Origin of the sequence: Azospirillum sp. Sh1 (assembly GCF_008365135.1) — a bacterium.
Classification (GTDB): Bacteria; Pseudomonadota; Alphaproteobacteria; order Azospirillales; family Azospirillaceae; genus Azospirillum; species Azospirillum oryzae.
The window spans coordinates 1-14,313 of record NZ_VTTK01000048.1; the positions used below are offsets into that span (position 1 = coordinate 1).

Consider the following 14,313-nt stretch of genomic DNA (forward strand, 5'->3'; position numbering starts at 1 on the left):
TGGGCCCGCCCCAGGGTGCCCGCCGTGCTGCCCGTGCGGGGGTGGAGAAGGCTGTCCCCCAGCCCCCCCCCCCCCGGGGGGGGGGGGGGGGGGGGGGGGGGGCGGTGCACCGCGTGACTGTTACAAGAATCCACCCTTTGCATCCCCCTCACCCCGACCCTCTCCCCGGGGGGGAGAGGGGGAATCCCCCCCTCGGCGAGTTCGGCCGCATCGCCCGCTACTTCAAGCCGCTGGCCGCCGGGTTCCCCGGCGCCCGTGGTCTGCGCGACGATGCCGCCGTGTTCGGGGTGCCGGAGGGGCGGGAACTGGTGGTCACCACCGACGCCATGGTGGCCGGGGTGCATTTCTTCCCCGACGACGCGCCGGCCGACGTCGCCGCAAAGCTGATGCGCAGCAACCTGTCCGACCTCGCCGCCATGGGGGCGGAGCCGCTGGCCTATACGCTGGTGACCGCCCTGCCCCGCGGCCTGGACGAATCCTGGCTGGAGGGCTTCGCCGCCGGCTTGGGCGAGGAGCAGCACCTGTTCGGCATCGCGCTGGCCGGCGGCGATTCGGTCTCCACCAGCGGCCCGATCACCCTGTCGGTGACCGCCTTCGGGCTGGTCCCCACCGGCCGCGCCCTGCCGCGCTGGGGCGGACAGCCGGGCGACCGCGTCTTCGTCACCGGCAGCATCGGCGATGCGGCCCTGGGGCTGGAGATCGCTTACGGCCGCCTTGATGTCCCGGACGAGGAGACCCGCGCCCATCTGCTGCGCCGGATGCGCCGGCCGGACCCGCGCATGAGCGTCGGGCCGCGGTTGATCGGGCTGGCGAGCGGTGCGATGGACGTGTCGGACGGTCTCGTCGCCGATCTCGGCCATCTCAGCGAGGAATCCGGCTGCGCCGCCCTGCTGCGGGCCGATGCGGTGCCGCTGTCGGATGCGGCGCGCGGCGCCATCGACGGCGATCCGGTCCGGCTGGCGCTGGCCATCACCGGCGGCGACGATTACGAGCTTCTGTTCACCGCCCCGTCCTCGGCCCGCGACGCCCTGGCTTCCCTGGCGGCCGCGCGCGGCGTCGCAATCACCGAAATCGGCGAACTCCGCCCCGGCACTCCCGGTGAGGTCGCCGTGCTGGATGCCTCCAGCGCGCCCCTGCCGCTGGCCCGGCGGGGCTGGGACCATTTCTGACCCGCCGCATCAGATTTCCCGCATTTAAGACAATCGAAAGCATCCCCGGCGCAGGGTTCGGCGAACTTTCGTCTGCGTAAGGTGTGCTGCCGTGGTCAAGGCTTTGATCGTCCTCGTTCTCGGCATCGTGCTGCTGGGCGGCGCCAGCTTCGGCGGCTGGTTCGTCTATCAGAAGTACTTCACCCCGCACCCGGAAGAACCGAAGAAGGTCGAGCCGCCGCCCAAGCCGCCCACCGCCTTCGTCCGCTTGCCCCCGCTGGTGGTGCCGATGATCGGCCCGTCCCGAGTCGAGCAATTCGTCACCGTGGTGGTGGCGGTCGAGGTGATTCTTGAACAGCAGCCGATGGTCCAGGCCAACCAGCCACGCCTGACCGACGCATTCCTCACCGCGCTCTACGGCGGCGTCGCCGACAAGTCGATCCTGAACGGTGCTTTGGTCAATATTCCTGCCGTAAAGGCGAAATTGAAGGAGGCCGCCGTCAAAGTGGTGGGCAAGGACGCGGTCTATGACGTGCTGGTTCAGGCGGTTACGCAACGCAATCTCTGACCGCACCGCACAACACCCGCCATTTGCACCCATTTTGCGGTGCAGAAGCCCTGTACTACCCATAAAGGTCAGGATCACCCTCGGCCATTTCGCCGCGTCGCGTCGACCCGTGCGGCGGTTGCAAAGCGGCGGGACCGGGCGCATGCTTTTCGTGAAAATACTTGCGCCCGACTTCTCCCCCACTTATCCGCGTGGTGGGACCAGCCTTTCCGGGGCGCGTCCTTAAAAGCAATCGGGGGATGCGATGGCTCTAGCGTTCATCGTCATCATCGCCGCCGGCCTGCTCGCGCTGGCCTACGGTTTTCGTACCGGAAAAGAAGTCATGGCCGCCTCGCCGGGGTCCGACCGGATGCAGGCCATCGCCGCCGCGGTGCAGGAAGGGGCGCGCGCCTATCTGAACCGCCAATACACCACCATCGCCATCGCCGGCGTCGTCCTGCTGCTGATTTTGTGGGTGACGCTGGGCTTTCCGGTGGCCCTGGGATTCCTGATCGGCGCCGTCCTGTCGGGCAGCGCCGGCTATATCGGCATGAACGTCTCGGTCCGTGCCAATGTCCGCACGGCGGAGGCGGCGACTCGCGGGCTGGCTCCCGCGCTCGACATCGCCTTCAAATCGGGGGCGATCACCGGCATGCTGGTGGTCGGATTGGGGCTGCTGGGCGTCGGCGGCTATTTCGGCATCCTGACGCTGGTCTACCACGTCAACGACCCGGTCGAGGTCCGCACCGTGCTGGAGGCGCTGGTGGCGCTCAGCTTCGGCGCGTCGCTGATCTCCATCTTCGCCCGGCTGGGCGGCGGCATCTTCACCAAGGGGGCCGATGTCGGCGCCGATCTGGTCGGCAAGGTGGAGGCCGGCATTCCGGAGGACGACCCGCGCAACCCGGCGGTCATCGCGGACAATGTCGGCGACAATGTCGGCGACTGTGCCGGTATGGCCGCCGACCTGTTCGAAACCTACGCCGTCACCATCGTCGCCACCATGCTGTTGGCGGCGATTTTCTTTACCGGCGGCGTGTTGCGGCTGATGCTGGTCTATCCGCTGCTGATCGGCGCGGTGTGCATCCTGGCCTCGGTCGCCGGCACCTTCGCGGTGAAGCTCGGCGCCGACAACGCCATCATGAAGGCGCTCTACAAGGGGCTGGCCGTCGCGGCGGGGCTGTCGCTGGTGCTGATCCTGATCGTCACCGCGATCCTGTTCGGCTTCACCCGCGCCATCCCGATGACCGACGGCATGACGATCACCGGCTTCAACCTGTTCGTCTCGGCCCTGGTCGGGCTGGGCGTCACCGGCCTCTTGGTCTGGATCACCGAGTACTACACCTCGACCGCCTACCGCCCGGTGCGCAGCGTCGCCAAGGCGTCGGAGACCGGGCACGGCACCAACGTCATCCAGGGACTTGCCGTGTCGATGGAATCGACCGCCCTGCCGGTGATCGTCATCTGCGCCGGCATCCTGATCGCCCATGGGCAGGCCGGCGTCTTCGGCATCGGCGTCGCCGCGACGACGATGCTGGCGCTGGCCGGCATGGTGGTGGCGCTCGACGCCTACGGGCCGGTCACCGACAATGCCGGCGGCATCGCCGAGATGTCGGACATGCCCGCCAACATCCGCGTCACCACCGACGCGCTGGACGCCGTCGGCAACACCACCAAGGCGGTGACCAAGGGCTATGCCATCGGCTCCGCCGGTCTGGCCGCCCTGGTCCTCTTCGCCGCCTATGTCCAGGACCTTGGCCATTACTTCCCGAACATCCCGGTGGAGTTCCGGCTGAACGACCCCTATGTCGTCGTCGGGCTGCTGGTGGGCGGTCTGCTGCCCTACCTGTTCGGCGCCATGGGCATGACCGCCGTCGGCCGCGCCGCCGGATCGGTGGTGGTGGAGGTGCGGCGCCAGTTCCGCGAAATCCCCGGCATCATGGAGGGCACCGCCAAGCCCGATTACGGCCGTGCGGTGGACATGCTGACCAAGGCGGCGATCAAGGAGATGGTGATCCCCTCGCTGTTGCCGGTGTTGGCCCCGGTGGTTCTGTATTTCGTCATTTCCGCCATCGGCGGTCAGGCGGCCGGCTTCGCGGCGCTGGGCGCCATGCTGCTTGGCACCATCGTCACCGGCATCTTCGTCGCCATTTCGATGACGTCGGGCGGCGGCGCCTGGGACAACGCCAAGAAATACATCGAGGAGGGCAACCACGGCGGCAAAGGCTCCGACGCCCACAAGGCGGCGGTGACCGGCGATACCGTCGGTGATCCCTACAAGGACACCGCCGGCCCGGCGGTGAACCCGATGATCAAGATCACCAACATCGTGGCGATCCTGCTGCTGGCCATCCTGGCGCAGTTCGGGTGAAGGGTCGGTGCGGATGTGGGCATCGTCGTTTGCCCCCTCCCCGACCCTCCCCCGCTTCGCGGGAGAGGGGGTTAAGTGTCGGAATAGCGGCAGTCCCCTCTCCCGCGAAGCGGGGGAGGGTTAGGGAGGGGGCACCGGCACGTCCCCTCTCCACACCTCACATTCCCGGCGACGCTTCCGGAGCCAGCTGCTCCACGAACTCGTTGAAGTCTGACGCTTCGCGGAAGTCCTTGTAGACCGAGGCGTAGCGGATGTACGCCACCTGATCCATCGTCTGCAGCGCCTCCATGATCTTCTCGCCGATCTGCTTCGACGGAATTTCGCTCTCGCCGGAGGATTCCAGCTGGCGGACCATGCTGTTCACCACCCGGTCGATGCGGTCGGCGTCGATCGGGCGCTTGCGCAGCGCGATCTTCATCGACCGCAACAGCTTCTCGCGGTCGAAGGGTTCGCGCTGGCCGTTGCTCTTCACCACCGTCAACTCGCGCAGCTGGACGCGTTCGAAGGTGGTGAAGCGGGCGCTGCAACTGGGACAGAAGCGCCGCCGGCGGATTGCCGAGTTGTCTTCGGTCGGGCGCGAGTCCTTGACCTGGGTATCCTCGTTTCCGCAGAACGGGCAGCGCATCTGTCGATCACCTTATCGGATCAGAGAGTCGGGCCTTAGAGAGTGGGATAGATCGGGAACTGACGGCACAGGCCGCGCACCCGTTCGCGCATCGCGGCCTCGACCGCCGTGTTGTCGCCGGAGTTGCTGGCGGCCAGCCCGTCCAGCGTCTCGACGATCATCTCGCCGACCTGTTTGAACTCGGCGGTGCCGAAGCCGCGGGTGGTCGCCGCCGGGCTGCCCAGACGGACGCCGGAGGTGATCATCGGCTTCTGCGGGTCGAACGGCACGCCGTTCTTGTTGCAGGTCATGCCGGCATGCTCCAGGCTGGCTTCCGCCGCCTTGCCGGTCAGGTTCTTCGGACGCAGGTCGACCAGCACGATGTGGCTGTCGGTGCCGCCCGACACGATGTCCAGCCCGCCGCCAATCAGCGTCTTGGCCAGCACCTGGGCGTTGTCGACCACCGCCTGGGCGTAGGTCTTGAACTCCGGACGCAGCGCCTCGGCGAAGGCGACGGCCTTGGCGGCGATGACATGCATCAGCGGGCCGCCCTGCAGGCCGGGGAACACCGCCGAGTTGATCTTCTTGGCGATCTCTTCGCTGTTGGTCAGCACCATGCCGCCGCGCGGGCCGCGCAGGGTCTTGTGGGTGGTGGTGGTCGCCACGTCGGCATAAGGGAACGGGTTCGGATAGACGCCGCCGGCGATCAGGCCGGCATAGTGGGCGATGTCCACCATCAGGTAGGCGCCGACCTCGTCCGCGATGGCGCGGAAGCGCTGGTAATCCAGAACGCGTGGATAGGCCGAGCCGCCGGCGATGATCAGCTTCGGCTTGTGTTCGCGGGCCAGCGCCTCGACCTGATCGAAGTCGATCAGGTGGTCGTCCTTGCGAACGCCGTACTGCACGGCCTTGAACCACTTGCCCGACATGTTGGGGGCGGCGCCATGGGTCAGGTGGCCGCCGGCGGCCAGCGACATGCCCAGCACGCAGTCGCCGGGCTGCAGCAGGGCCAGCATCACCGCCTGGTTGGCCTGGGAGCCGGAGTTGGGCTGCACGTTGGCGAAATCGCAGCCGAACAGCTTGCAGGCGCGCTCGATCGCCAGGTTCTCGGCGATGTCTACGAACTCGCAGCCGCCATAGTAACGCTTGCCCGGATAGCCTTCGGCATACTTGTTGGTCAGGACCGAGCCCTGCGCCTCCAGCACCGCCTGCGAGACGATGTTCTCGGACGCGATCAGTTCGATCTGCTCCTGCTGGCGGACCAGCTCGTCGCGCACCGCGCGGGCCAGTTCGGGATCGGTCTCGGCGAGCGAGGCGGCGAAGAAGCGGCCGATCTCGGCGGTGTTGCTGCTGGTCATGGCGGAAGGTTCCTCGATCGAAGGGCGCGAAGCCGGCCGGACGCCCGGTCAGGCGGCTTCCGTTGGGTCTTTCCGGGTTCTGTCGCGTCCCGGTTGCGGGCCTTGGCGGCCAAATAAGGGGCCTGGAAAAGGCGGCGCGACGGCGCGCTCAGCCCATCTTGGCGATGCGGCGGCTGTGACGCTCCCCACCCTCGAAACCGGTCTTCAGGAAGACGTCGACGCAATCCTTGGCGATCTCCGGGCCGATGACGCGGGCGCCGAGCGCGATCACGTTGGCGTCGTTGTGCTCGCGCGACAGGCGCGCGGTGGTGACGTCATGGACCAGGGCGGCACGGATGCCGGGGTGGCGGTTGGCGGCGATGCTGATGCCGATGCCGCTGCCGCAGATCAGCACGCCGCGCTGCGCCCGGCCGTCGGTGACGGCGGCGGCGAGCGCCGCGGCGAAATCCGGGTAATCGACCGAGGCCGGCCCGTCGGTACCGAGGTCGAGGACGGTGTAGCCGGCGTCCTCGAGTTGCCGGGCGATCTGGGCCTTCAGCTCATAGCCGGCGTGATCGGAAGCGAGTGCCACGGTGCGGACGGTCATGACGGCGGAAACTCCGGTGCGTGCGGTAACGGATGCACAAGCGACGACAGCGCCGGCAATGCGGCGAAAGACGCCCGCACCCTACCAGATGTCGGTGCAGACCGCCACTGCCACACCATGACGTGGATGCATAGCTAAACCCGGGGCCGGCCCGTCCTCGGCTGGCGACGCCTTGCCTGAAGACCCTCCTTCGCGGTTCCCCGCCTGCACCGAACCGGGGCACCCCGACACCGCGAAGGTTTGGAGACGGTTTTCACCTCTGCGTTGCCGAGAAGCCGAAACAAGGGAGATAGCCGATTCGTTATAGGAGCGGGAAAACGCCCAATTGCCGCGGCGGACTCGGCGGAAAATCACAAGCCCCTGCTTACTAGACCGCCGCTAAAGCCGCCGCACAGCCACAACCGCGCAACGATTTTCAGCGAAGGCTGATTTGCACCGCGCTCCTTTGTTCTGGCAGCCAAGAGCAACTAATTTGGAGCTTGCCGAAATTATATTGACACCCAAATCACGGTATGCAACTTGGTTCGTACGGACAAATGAAAAACCAGGACACAGTGCAATGAGCGACCAGCTTCGCGCCGATGTACCGGACAATGCGCTGCTGCGGATGACCGCCGACATCGTATCGGCGTATGTCAGCAAGAACGTGTTGCCTGCTCAGCAAATCCCCGATGTGATCAATACGGTCTACTCGTCGCTGACTGGCCTGAATGGTCAGCCTCGCGAGGTCGCGGCGGAACCGCTGAAGCCTGCCGTTCCGATTCGCAAATCGGTGACGCCCGAATACATCGTCTGCCTGGAAGACGGGAAGAAGCTGAAGATGCTGAAGCGGCACCTTCGCTCGACCTACAACATGTCGCCGGACGAGTATCGGTCCCGTTGGGGACTTCCGCCCGACTATCCGATGGTCGCGCCGAACTACGCGGCGCAGCGTTCGGAATTCGCCAAGCGCATCGGCCTCGGCCGCAGCTCCGGCCGCCAGACCCGCCGCAAGGCCGGTTGATCGTGTAAAGTCCGTATGCAACGCGGGCCGGTCCCATGGGATCCGGCCCGTGTGCATGTCAGAACGATGGCAAAGCGGTCGGAATGACGGCGAAGCCGTCGGATTGGTTGACGAGACGCAAGCCGGTCGCCCCCGCCAGTTGCGGCGGGTCAGTTACGGCGGGCCAGTTACGGCGAACCGGCCACCGCCGGCATCGCGACGGCCCAGCCGCCTCCCGGCGGCCATAGCCCGATTGGCGCAGCCTCAGTTGGCGCAGCCCTTCCGGCCCGACAGGCGGCAGTTGAACCGGTCGACATTGCGGCTCAGTTCCCGCCCTGTCGCCACATTCTCTTCGTTCAGGCAGGTCAGATAGGCCATCGACTTGTCGACATACTCCTTCACCTCGCCCTGGCAGGACGACATCTTGTCGGCGCTGAGGAAGGTGGACTGGTCGTCCATGCACATCGGCACGCCCGGCTTCAGACAGCCCGCCGCCGGAGTGGTGGGCTGGGGCACCGTCGTTGCCGCTCCGCCGGCCTGAGCGCCCGGTGACGGTGCAGCGGGGGCGGCAGACCGGCCGCCATGTTCCTGCGTCCCGTGGCCCGGCTTCTGCGAGGTCGCGGCGGTTGCCGTCCGCGCCATGGTCAGCACCGGCAGGGCCGCCGCCAGGGCGGTTGCCGTCAGAAGCGCCGACATCACCGACACGCGCAGGAAAGCCGTCACACGAACCGCCCTCACACCAACCATTGCCTCGTTCCCCTGGTGTTTCGTTCCTCTGTGCGAAAGCCGGCCGGACAACGGCCGGACCCTTTCTCCGCTTACCCGCCCGGACGGCGTGGAAGAAGGGCCTTTTCTATGCGCCATTCGTTCAGAGATGCGCGGTTCTACAAGCGTTACACCCCCTGCGCCAGTGCCAACGGGCAGGCATAGGTCTACTGTCTGGGTCGAGCGGTTCGCTCTACGACCGGCGATCCGGATTGCGGCCATGTCCATTGCGACCATGTCCCATGCGGGGTTGCCGGCGGAGGCATGCCGGCGCTCACCATCAGCAAAAGCCAGACTTCGATCCGCGCCGCCCGGCCCCGTCCGGCGGCGCGTTTTCTTTGGCAGGCCCCGGCGACCGGCCGATGGCGGCCGGTCAGTAAAGGCCGCCACGCCCCTTCGGCGCCGGCTTCGCCGGTCCCCCGCCCGAACCGCTCCCCGAAGGACCGCCCCCGGAAGCACCTCTGTTGTCCGCGCTCTTGGTCTGGACGAAGCGCAGCTTGTTGATCGCCGTCCGCTTCAGCAATTCCTGGCTGCCGGTCGCCGGGCCGGCCACGGTCACCTCGACGCCGGTCTTCGCGTCGATGGCGGTGACCCTCAGATAGCTGCCGACCCGCTGGAATTCGAACAGCACCTCGCCGTCGCCGCCCGCTGCCGTCATGATCCGTCCCCTCCCCTATCCGAAAGCCAATCCCCGTTCGAGACCGCAACGCCCGGTGGCCGCCGCTGTTGTTCCCGCTGCCATTCGGCGCGCAGGAGCCCCGCTCCGCCAAAACCCACAGCGAGGAAGGACCATCATAATGGCCGCCAAGACGATGCAGGATCTCCTGATCGAGGATCTTCGCGACATCTACCACGCCGAGAAGCAGATCGCGAAGGCCCTGCCCAAGATGGCGAGGGCCGCCAGCTCCGACCAGCTGCGCAAGGCCTTCGAGACCCATCTGGAACAGACCAACGGCCAGATCGAACGGCTGCAGCAGGTGTTCGAGGAAATGGACACCCGTCCCCGCGGCAAGCATTGCGACGCGATGGAGGGGCTGATCAGCGAGGCACAGGAGATCCTCGAAATGGGTCTGGCGCCGGAGGTTCAGGACGCCGCCCTGATCGCCGCCGCCCAGAAGGTGGAGCATTACGAGATCGCCAGCTACGGCACGCTCCACGCCTATGCCACCGCCTGCGGCCTCGACAAGGTCGCGCAACTGCTGAACGAGACGCTGCAGGAGGAAAAGGACACCGACATGCTGCTCAACAAGCTGGCCATCGGCGACGTGAACAAGAAGGCGATCGCCGCCAGCGGCAAGAAGGCCGCCTGATCCCAGCCGAACCGTGACCAATCGCCCCCGGGTCGGCAAAAGACCCGGGCTGCGGTTGCAACCGCCGCGTCGGACCGGTAGCATCCCTGCCATCCGGTCCTTCGCGGTGTTCTGCCATGCGCGGCTTTCTGCCTGCCCTCTGCCTTGCCCTGGTCCTGACCTTGACGTCGGCACTGCCGGCCGCCGCGAACGAAGGTGCGCCGGGCGCCCTGCCCCCGTCGGTGCGGATCAAGCCGCTGATGGTCCCGGTGGTGAATGCCGGCCGGATCGAGAAATACACCCAGGTCGAAGTGAACCTGGAAATCGGCGACGCGCTGAGGCTGGGCGAGGTGCAGTTGAGCATCCCCCGCCTGCACGACGCCATCCTGACCGCCATCTACAAGGGCGTGGACGAGGGATGGATCGTCCGCGGCAACATCGCGAACGTCCCCGCCCTGCGCCGCCGGATCGACGAATCGGTCATCGCCATGTTCGGCAAGGACGTCGTCAGCCGCATCCTGATCACGCCCATCGCGCGCCAATCGTCGCTGCAATAACGCAACTCCAACAGCCTGTGCCGGGAGGATCGAATCGTCATGCCCGTCGTCTATGTCGCGCGCAGCGCCGCCCTGACCAAATGGGCGTCCGACGTCGGACAGGGTAAGCACATCTACAAGCTGGGCATTGCGGAGGACGAAGCCGCGGTGAAGGCCGCCGTCGCCGCCGGCTGGGGTGGCGAATCCGACTGGAAGCTCGTCCATTCCAAACAGGTCGACGATCTGGACGAGGACAGCGCGCTGGCCCGGCTCGGCCGGCGCGAGAAGGTGATCGACCCCACCTATTACCCGCGCCTGAAGGGGGCGGCCGGCGTCTACCGCATCACCCTGACCAACGTGCAGAACAGCCTGCTGGTCGCCAAGGCGATGACCGCCGACGAGCCGCTGACCGAGGTCAAGGTCAAGCCCAAGGACATCGCCGACTACATGATCCGCAACGCGATTGCCTGAGCAGTCCGCCGGAATGTCCGCCCCATCGATCCGCCGCGTCGCCTTCGACGCCCTGTCGCTGACCGAACTGCACGACCTGCTGGCGCTGCGCAGCCGTGTGTTCGTCGTCGAGCAGTCCTGCCCCTATCCCGACATCGACGGCCGCGACCCCGGAGCGCTTCATCTGATCGCGGCGGACGGCGCCGGCGCCATCGTCGGCTGTGCCCGCTGCCTCGGCCCGGACCGCGAGGGTCCCGATTCCGAAGGTCCGGAAGCGACGGTCTCCTTCGGCCGGCTGGCGGTCGACCGGTCGCAACGCTCCACCGGGCTGGGGCGGGCATTGGTCGCGGAATCTCTGGCGGTGCTGGCGGAACGCTGGCCCGGCCGCGATGTGCTGATCGGCGCACAGCTTTATCTGGAACGCTTTTACGGCAGCTTCGGCTTCGTGCCCGTCACCGAACCCTACGACGACTTCGGCATTCCCCACATCGACATGCGGCTTCGTCGCTGACCGCCAAATCGGCCATCCGATCCCCATAGGTTGGTGCGTCACCCTGCCGCATGCGCGCGGCGGCAATGACGGCGCGCAGGACAGTTACCTTCGGTAGAACATCGCCGGGGCGTTAACGCTTTGTTTGCAAGGCGGGTATAGGCCTTATGTGACAGACAGAAGATTTCGTCATACGTAAAATTTTCGATGATCGGAATCGTTTTTCCTGCCGTATCAGGTGGCGCGTTCGAACGGGTTAGACGCTCACCCAATCGGATGCGACTCCGCGAGGCAAGGCGACTGTCCGCCCGAATCACAAGCCCGTCCGGTCACATGAGGCGCAAGAAATGTCCTGGTTCACCAATCTCCGAATCGGCGGAAAGCTGCTGACGGCGTTCGCCGCGCTGATCGTCATCATCGGCGCGATCAGCTTTGCCAATTATGCCACGCTGTCGTCCATCCAATCCTCCATCGACTGGACGATCCACACCTACCGCGTGATCCAGACCACCGACGCGGCGCTGGCGGCGATGGTCGACCAGGAGACCGGAGTGCGCGGCTATCTGGTCAGCGGTGATCAGGCTTTCCTGGAGCCCTACCGTCGGGGTGAGCAGGCGTTCGACCGCGCCCTGGCGGAGGTGAGGTCGCTGACCGCCGACAATCCGCAGCAGCAGGCCCGGTTGGAGGAACTGCGCAAACATGCCGCCACCTGGCGCCAGACCGTGGCCGAAAAGGAAATCGCCCTGATGTCAAAGGCCGAATCGCGCGAGGAAGCCCGCGCGATGGAGGCGAAGGCGCTGGGCAAGGCCTCGATGGACCATGTCCGCGCGTTGGTCGCGCAGATCGAGGACGCGGAGCGCGCGCTTCTGACCCTGCGCAAGGACGAGCAGAAGGCCGCCTTCTCCACCGGCTATCTCACCGCCATCGTCGGCGCGCTGGCTTCCGTCCTGGTCGCGGTGGCCGCCGGGATGGTGCTGCGCGGGGCCATCGCCTCGCCCATCGTCGCCATGACCGCCGCCATGGGCCGTCTGGCCGGCGGTGAGCGGGCGGTCGAGGTGCCCGGCGTCGGCCGCAAGGACGAGGTCGGCGCCATGGCCGAAGCGGTGGACGTCTTCAAGCGCAACGCCATCGAGGCCGACCGCCTCGCCTCCGCCCAGCGCGCCGAGGAAGAGGCCAAGGCCCGCCGCACCGCCCGGCTGGAGGAGTTGATGCGCGCCTTCGAGGGCAATGTGACCGCGGTGGTGCAGAGCCTGTCGGGAGCGGCGACCCAGATGCAGCAGTCGGCCGGCATGCTGACCGGCACCGCCGACGAGACCAACCGCCAGAGCACCACGGTGGCCTCGGCCGCCGAGCAGGCCTCCGCCAACGTCCAGACCGTCGCTGCCGCGGCCGAGGAACTCTCCTCCTCGATCGCCGAGATCGGCCGTCAGGTCTCTCAGTCGACCCGCGTTGCCGAACAGGCGGTCAGCGGCGCCAGCCGGGCCAACGGCGTCGTCTCCGGCCTTGCCGACGGCGCGCAGAAGATCGGCGAGGTGGTGGACCTCATCAACAACATCGCGGCGCAGACCAACCTGCTGGCGCTCAACGCCACGATCGAGGCGGCCCGCGCCGGGGAGGCGGGCAAGGGCTTCGCGGTGGTGGCGAGCGAGGTGAAGAGCCTGGCCAACCAGACGGCGAAGGCCACGGAGGACATCACCGGCCAGATCGCCACCATCCAGGGCGCGACCCGCGAGGCGGTTTCCGCCATCGAGGAGATCGGCCGCATCATCACGGAGATCAGCCAGATTTCCGCGACCATCGCCTCGGCGGTGGAACAGCAGAGTGCGGCGACCCAGGAGATCAGCCGCAACGTCCAGGAAGCGGCCCAGGGCACGCAACAGGTGACCAGCAACATCGTCGGCGTCACCCGCGCCGCCGGCGACACCGGCCGCGCCGCCGGCGAGGTCCGCAACGTCGCCGACCACCTCAGCACCGAATCGACCCGCCTGCGTCAGGAGGTGGAGAGCTTCCTGAGCGGGGTGAAGTCGGCGTGAGTGGTGTTTGGGGGCGCCGTGTTGCCCCCTCCCCATCCCTCCCCCGCTGCGCGGGAGAGGGGGCAGGACGCTCGCGGGAGTTTCACAGCGGAGCGGCGGAAGTCCCCTCTCCCGCGAAGCGGGGGAGGGTTAGGGAGGGGGCAAAACTCCCCCACTCCCGCTCAGTGCGACAGCAGCAGCGGCACCGGGCAGGTGCGCAGCACGTGGCGCGTCCCGCTGCCGCGATGCAGGAACGGGAAGCCGTAATGGCCATGGGCGCCCATCACCAGCAGGTCGGCGCCGGTGTCCATGGCACGGGCCAGCAGGGCGTCCATCGCGCCGATGTCGTTGACCGTGAAGTGGGTCTGCTCCGCCTTCACGCCGTGGAAGGCGAGATGGTCGAGCAGCCCGACCCGCGGCGCTTCCGGCGCCGCGTTCGAGGCCTGGGTCAGCACGGTGATGACCGTCACCTCGGCGGCCTTCTCCAGCATCGGCATGGCGTCGGACAGGGCGCGGGCGGCCTCGCGCTCGGCATTCCAGGCGACGGCGACGCGCTTGCCGATCACCGGGAAGCGGCCGGCATACGGCACGACCAGCACCGGGCGGCCGGAGTTCAGCACCACCTGCTCGTTCAGTTCCTCCGGCGCGGCCTGCGATCCGGCCTCGCGGTCATACTGGCCCAGCACCGTCAGGTCGGCGAAGCGCGACCAGATGATGACCTCGCGGATCACGTGGTTGTATTCGCCGTGGGTCAGCCCGTGCCAATGGCCCTGCAGGCCGGACGCGGCGAGCTTTTCGTTGAACAGCGCCTCGCTGCGCGCCGCCGCGTCGACCAGATGGTCGCTGGACCGGCGGGCGATGACGCTGGAGGCGTTGCGGTCGCCCTGAGCGAACAGGCCGCGCAGGAAGGCGCCGTGGCTCTGGGCCAGTGCGATGGCGGCGTCGAGTCGCGCCTCGACATGCGGGCTGCTGTCGAGATGGACGAGGATGTGCTTGTAGGTCATGCGGGTCCTCCCGGTATGTAATGCGAAGTCTTGCGACGTCTGCCGTTTTCCGCGGAGCCACTGGCCGGCCCAACGGATTGTTTCATATGCATCATGTTTAACCGGGCGGCGTTCGTCCAGCAGCCTTCGTCCAGCCTGCGGTGAAAGGTCGCAATGGCTGAGACGCACCGCCCG

15 protein-coding genes are annotated in these 14,313 nt (G+C 67.2%); 9 read left to right on the top strand and 6 right to left on the bottom strand.

The genetic code is table 11. From position 1 onward, the window contains the following. Positions 1-137: 137 nt before the first annotated feature. The 3 genes from thiL (at position 138) to FZ029_RS29545 (ending at position 4,063) form a co-directional block, all read left to right on the top strand. Positions 138-1,169: a thiamine-phosphate kinase gene (gene thiL / locus FZ029_RS29535; protein WP_149273422.1), complete on the top strand. Its 1,032-nt coding sequence runs from the start codon at positions 138-140 to the stop codon at positions 1,167-1,169. A gap of 91 nt (positions 1,170-1,260) precedes the next feature. Continuing rightward, complete coding sequence (locus FZ029_RS29540) at positions 1,261-1,716, top strand: hypothetical protein (protein WP_149197293.1); 456 nt, start codon at positions 1,261-1,263, stop codon at positions 1,714-1,716. Between the two features lie 244 nt (positions 1,717-1,960). Then, positions 1,961-4,063, top strand: coding sequence for a sodium-translocating pyrophosphatase (locus tag FZ029_RS29545; RefSeq protein ID WP_149273424.1), 2,103 nt, complete (start codon positions 1,961-1,963; stop codon positions 4,061-4,063). Positions 4,064-4,220: 157 nt separating this feature from the next. Here FZ029_RS29545 and nrdR read toward each other — a convergent pair whose 3' ends face one another. The 3 genes from nrdR to rpiB all read right to left on the bottom strand — a co-directional run bounded on the left by nrdR (position 4,221) and on the right by rpiB (position 6,611). Further along, positions 4,221-4,688 (bottom strand): transcriptional regulator NrdR, encoded by a 468-nt coding sequence (gene nrdR, locus FZ029_RS29550; RefSeq protein WP_014247245.1) that lies wholly within the window; start codon positions 4,686-4,688, stop codon positions 4,221-4,223. 35 nt (positions 4,689-4,723) lie between these two features. Next, positions 4,724-6,025 carry a serine hydroxymethyltransferase gene (gene glyA, locus FZ029_RS29555; RefSeq protein ID WP_149197295.1) on the bottom strand — a complete coding sequence of 434 codons (1,302 nt, stop codon included), beginning with the start codon at positions 6,023-6,025 and terminating at the stop codon, positions 4,724-4,726. Positions 6,026-6,173: 148 nt separating this feature from the next. Continuing rightward, positions 6,174-6,611 carry a ribose 5-phosphate isomerase B gene (rpiB, locus tag FZ029_RS29560; RefSeq protein WP_085088868.1) on the bottom strand — a complete coding sequence of 146 codons (438 nt, stop codon included), beginning with the start codon at positions 6,609-6,611 and terminating at the stop codon, positions 6,174-6,176. 559 nt (positions 6,612-7,170) lie between these two features. Here rpiB and FZ029_RS29565 point away from each other — a divergent pair. Next, on the top strand, positions 7,171-7,614 hold the full coding sequence (locus FZ029_RS29565) for a MucR family transcriptional regulator (protein WP_042701716.1): 444 nt from the start codon (positions 7,171-7,173) through the stop codon (positions 7,612-7,614). 243 nt (positions 7,615-7,857) lie between these two features. Here the strand turns inward: FZ029_RS29565 and FZ029_RS29570 are convergent, their stop codons facing one another. Further along, entirely contained in the window at positions 7,858-8,316 is a 459-nt protein-coding gene (locus FZ029_RS29570; RefSeq protein WP_247892556.1) for a hypothetical protein, read from the bottom strand. A 415-nt stretch (positions 8,317-8,731) separates the two neighbouring features. Then, positions 8,732-9,016 carry a hypothetical protein gene (locus tag FZ029_RS29575; RefSeq protein WP_149273428.1) on the bottom strand — a complete coding sequence of 95 codons (285 nt, stop codon included), beginning with the start codon at positions 9,014-9,016 and terminating at the stop codon, positions 8,732-8,734. Positions 9,017-9,155: 139 nt separating this feature from the next. Here FZ029_RS29575 and FZ029_RS29580 point away from each other — a divergent pair, with 139 nt between their 5' ends. The 5 genes from FZ029_RS29580 to FZ029_RS29600 all read left to right on the top strand — a co-directional run bounded on the left by FZ029_RS29580 (position 9,156) and on the right by FZ029_RS29600 (position 13,156). Continuing rightward, complete coding sequence (locus tag FZ029_RS29580; protein WP_149197298.1) at positions 9,156-9,668, top strand: ferritin-like domain-containing protein; 513 nt, start codon at positions 9,156-9,158, stop codon at positions 9,666-9,668. A 116-nt stretch (positions 9,669-9,784) separates the two neighbouring features. Continuing rightward, positions 9,785-10,204 (top strand): hypothetical protein, encoded by a 420-nt coding sequence (locus FZ029_RS29585; protein ID WP_149273429.1) that lies wholly within the window; start codon positions 9,785-9,787, stop codon positions 10,202-10,204. A gap of 39 nt (positions 10,205-10,243) precedes the next feature. After that, positions 10,244-10,654 (top strand): hypothetical protein, encoded by a 411-nt coding sequence (locus tag FZ029_RS29590; RefSeq protein ID WP_149273431.1) that lies wholly within the window; start codon positions 10,244-10,246, stop codon positions 10,652-10,654. Positions 10,655-10,667: 13 nt separating this feature from the next. Then, positions 10,668-11,144 (top strand): GNAT family N-acetyltransferase, encoded by a 477-nt coding sequence (locus FZ029_RS29595; protein WP_149273433.1) that lies wholly within the window; start codon positions 10,668-10,670, stop codon positions 11,142-11,144. A 326-nt stretch (positions 11,145-11,470) separates the two neighbouring features. Beyond that, a complete protein-coding gene (locus FZ029_RS29600; RefSeq protein ID WP_149273435.1) occupies positions 11,471-13,156 on the top strand; it encodes a CHASE3 domain-containing protein in 1,686 nt (561 codons plus the stop codon). A 161-nt stretch (positions 13,157-13,317) separates the two neighbouring features. Here the strand turns inward: FZ029_RS29600 and FZ029_RS29605 are convergent, their stop codons facing one another. Then, positions 13,318-14,139: a universal stress protein gene (locus FZ029_RS29605; RefSeq protein WP_149273437.1), complete on the bottom strand. Its 822-nt coding sequence runs from the start codon at positions 14,137-14,139 to the stop codon at positions 13,318-13,320. Positions 14,140-14,313: the final 174 nt, after the last annotated feature.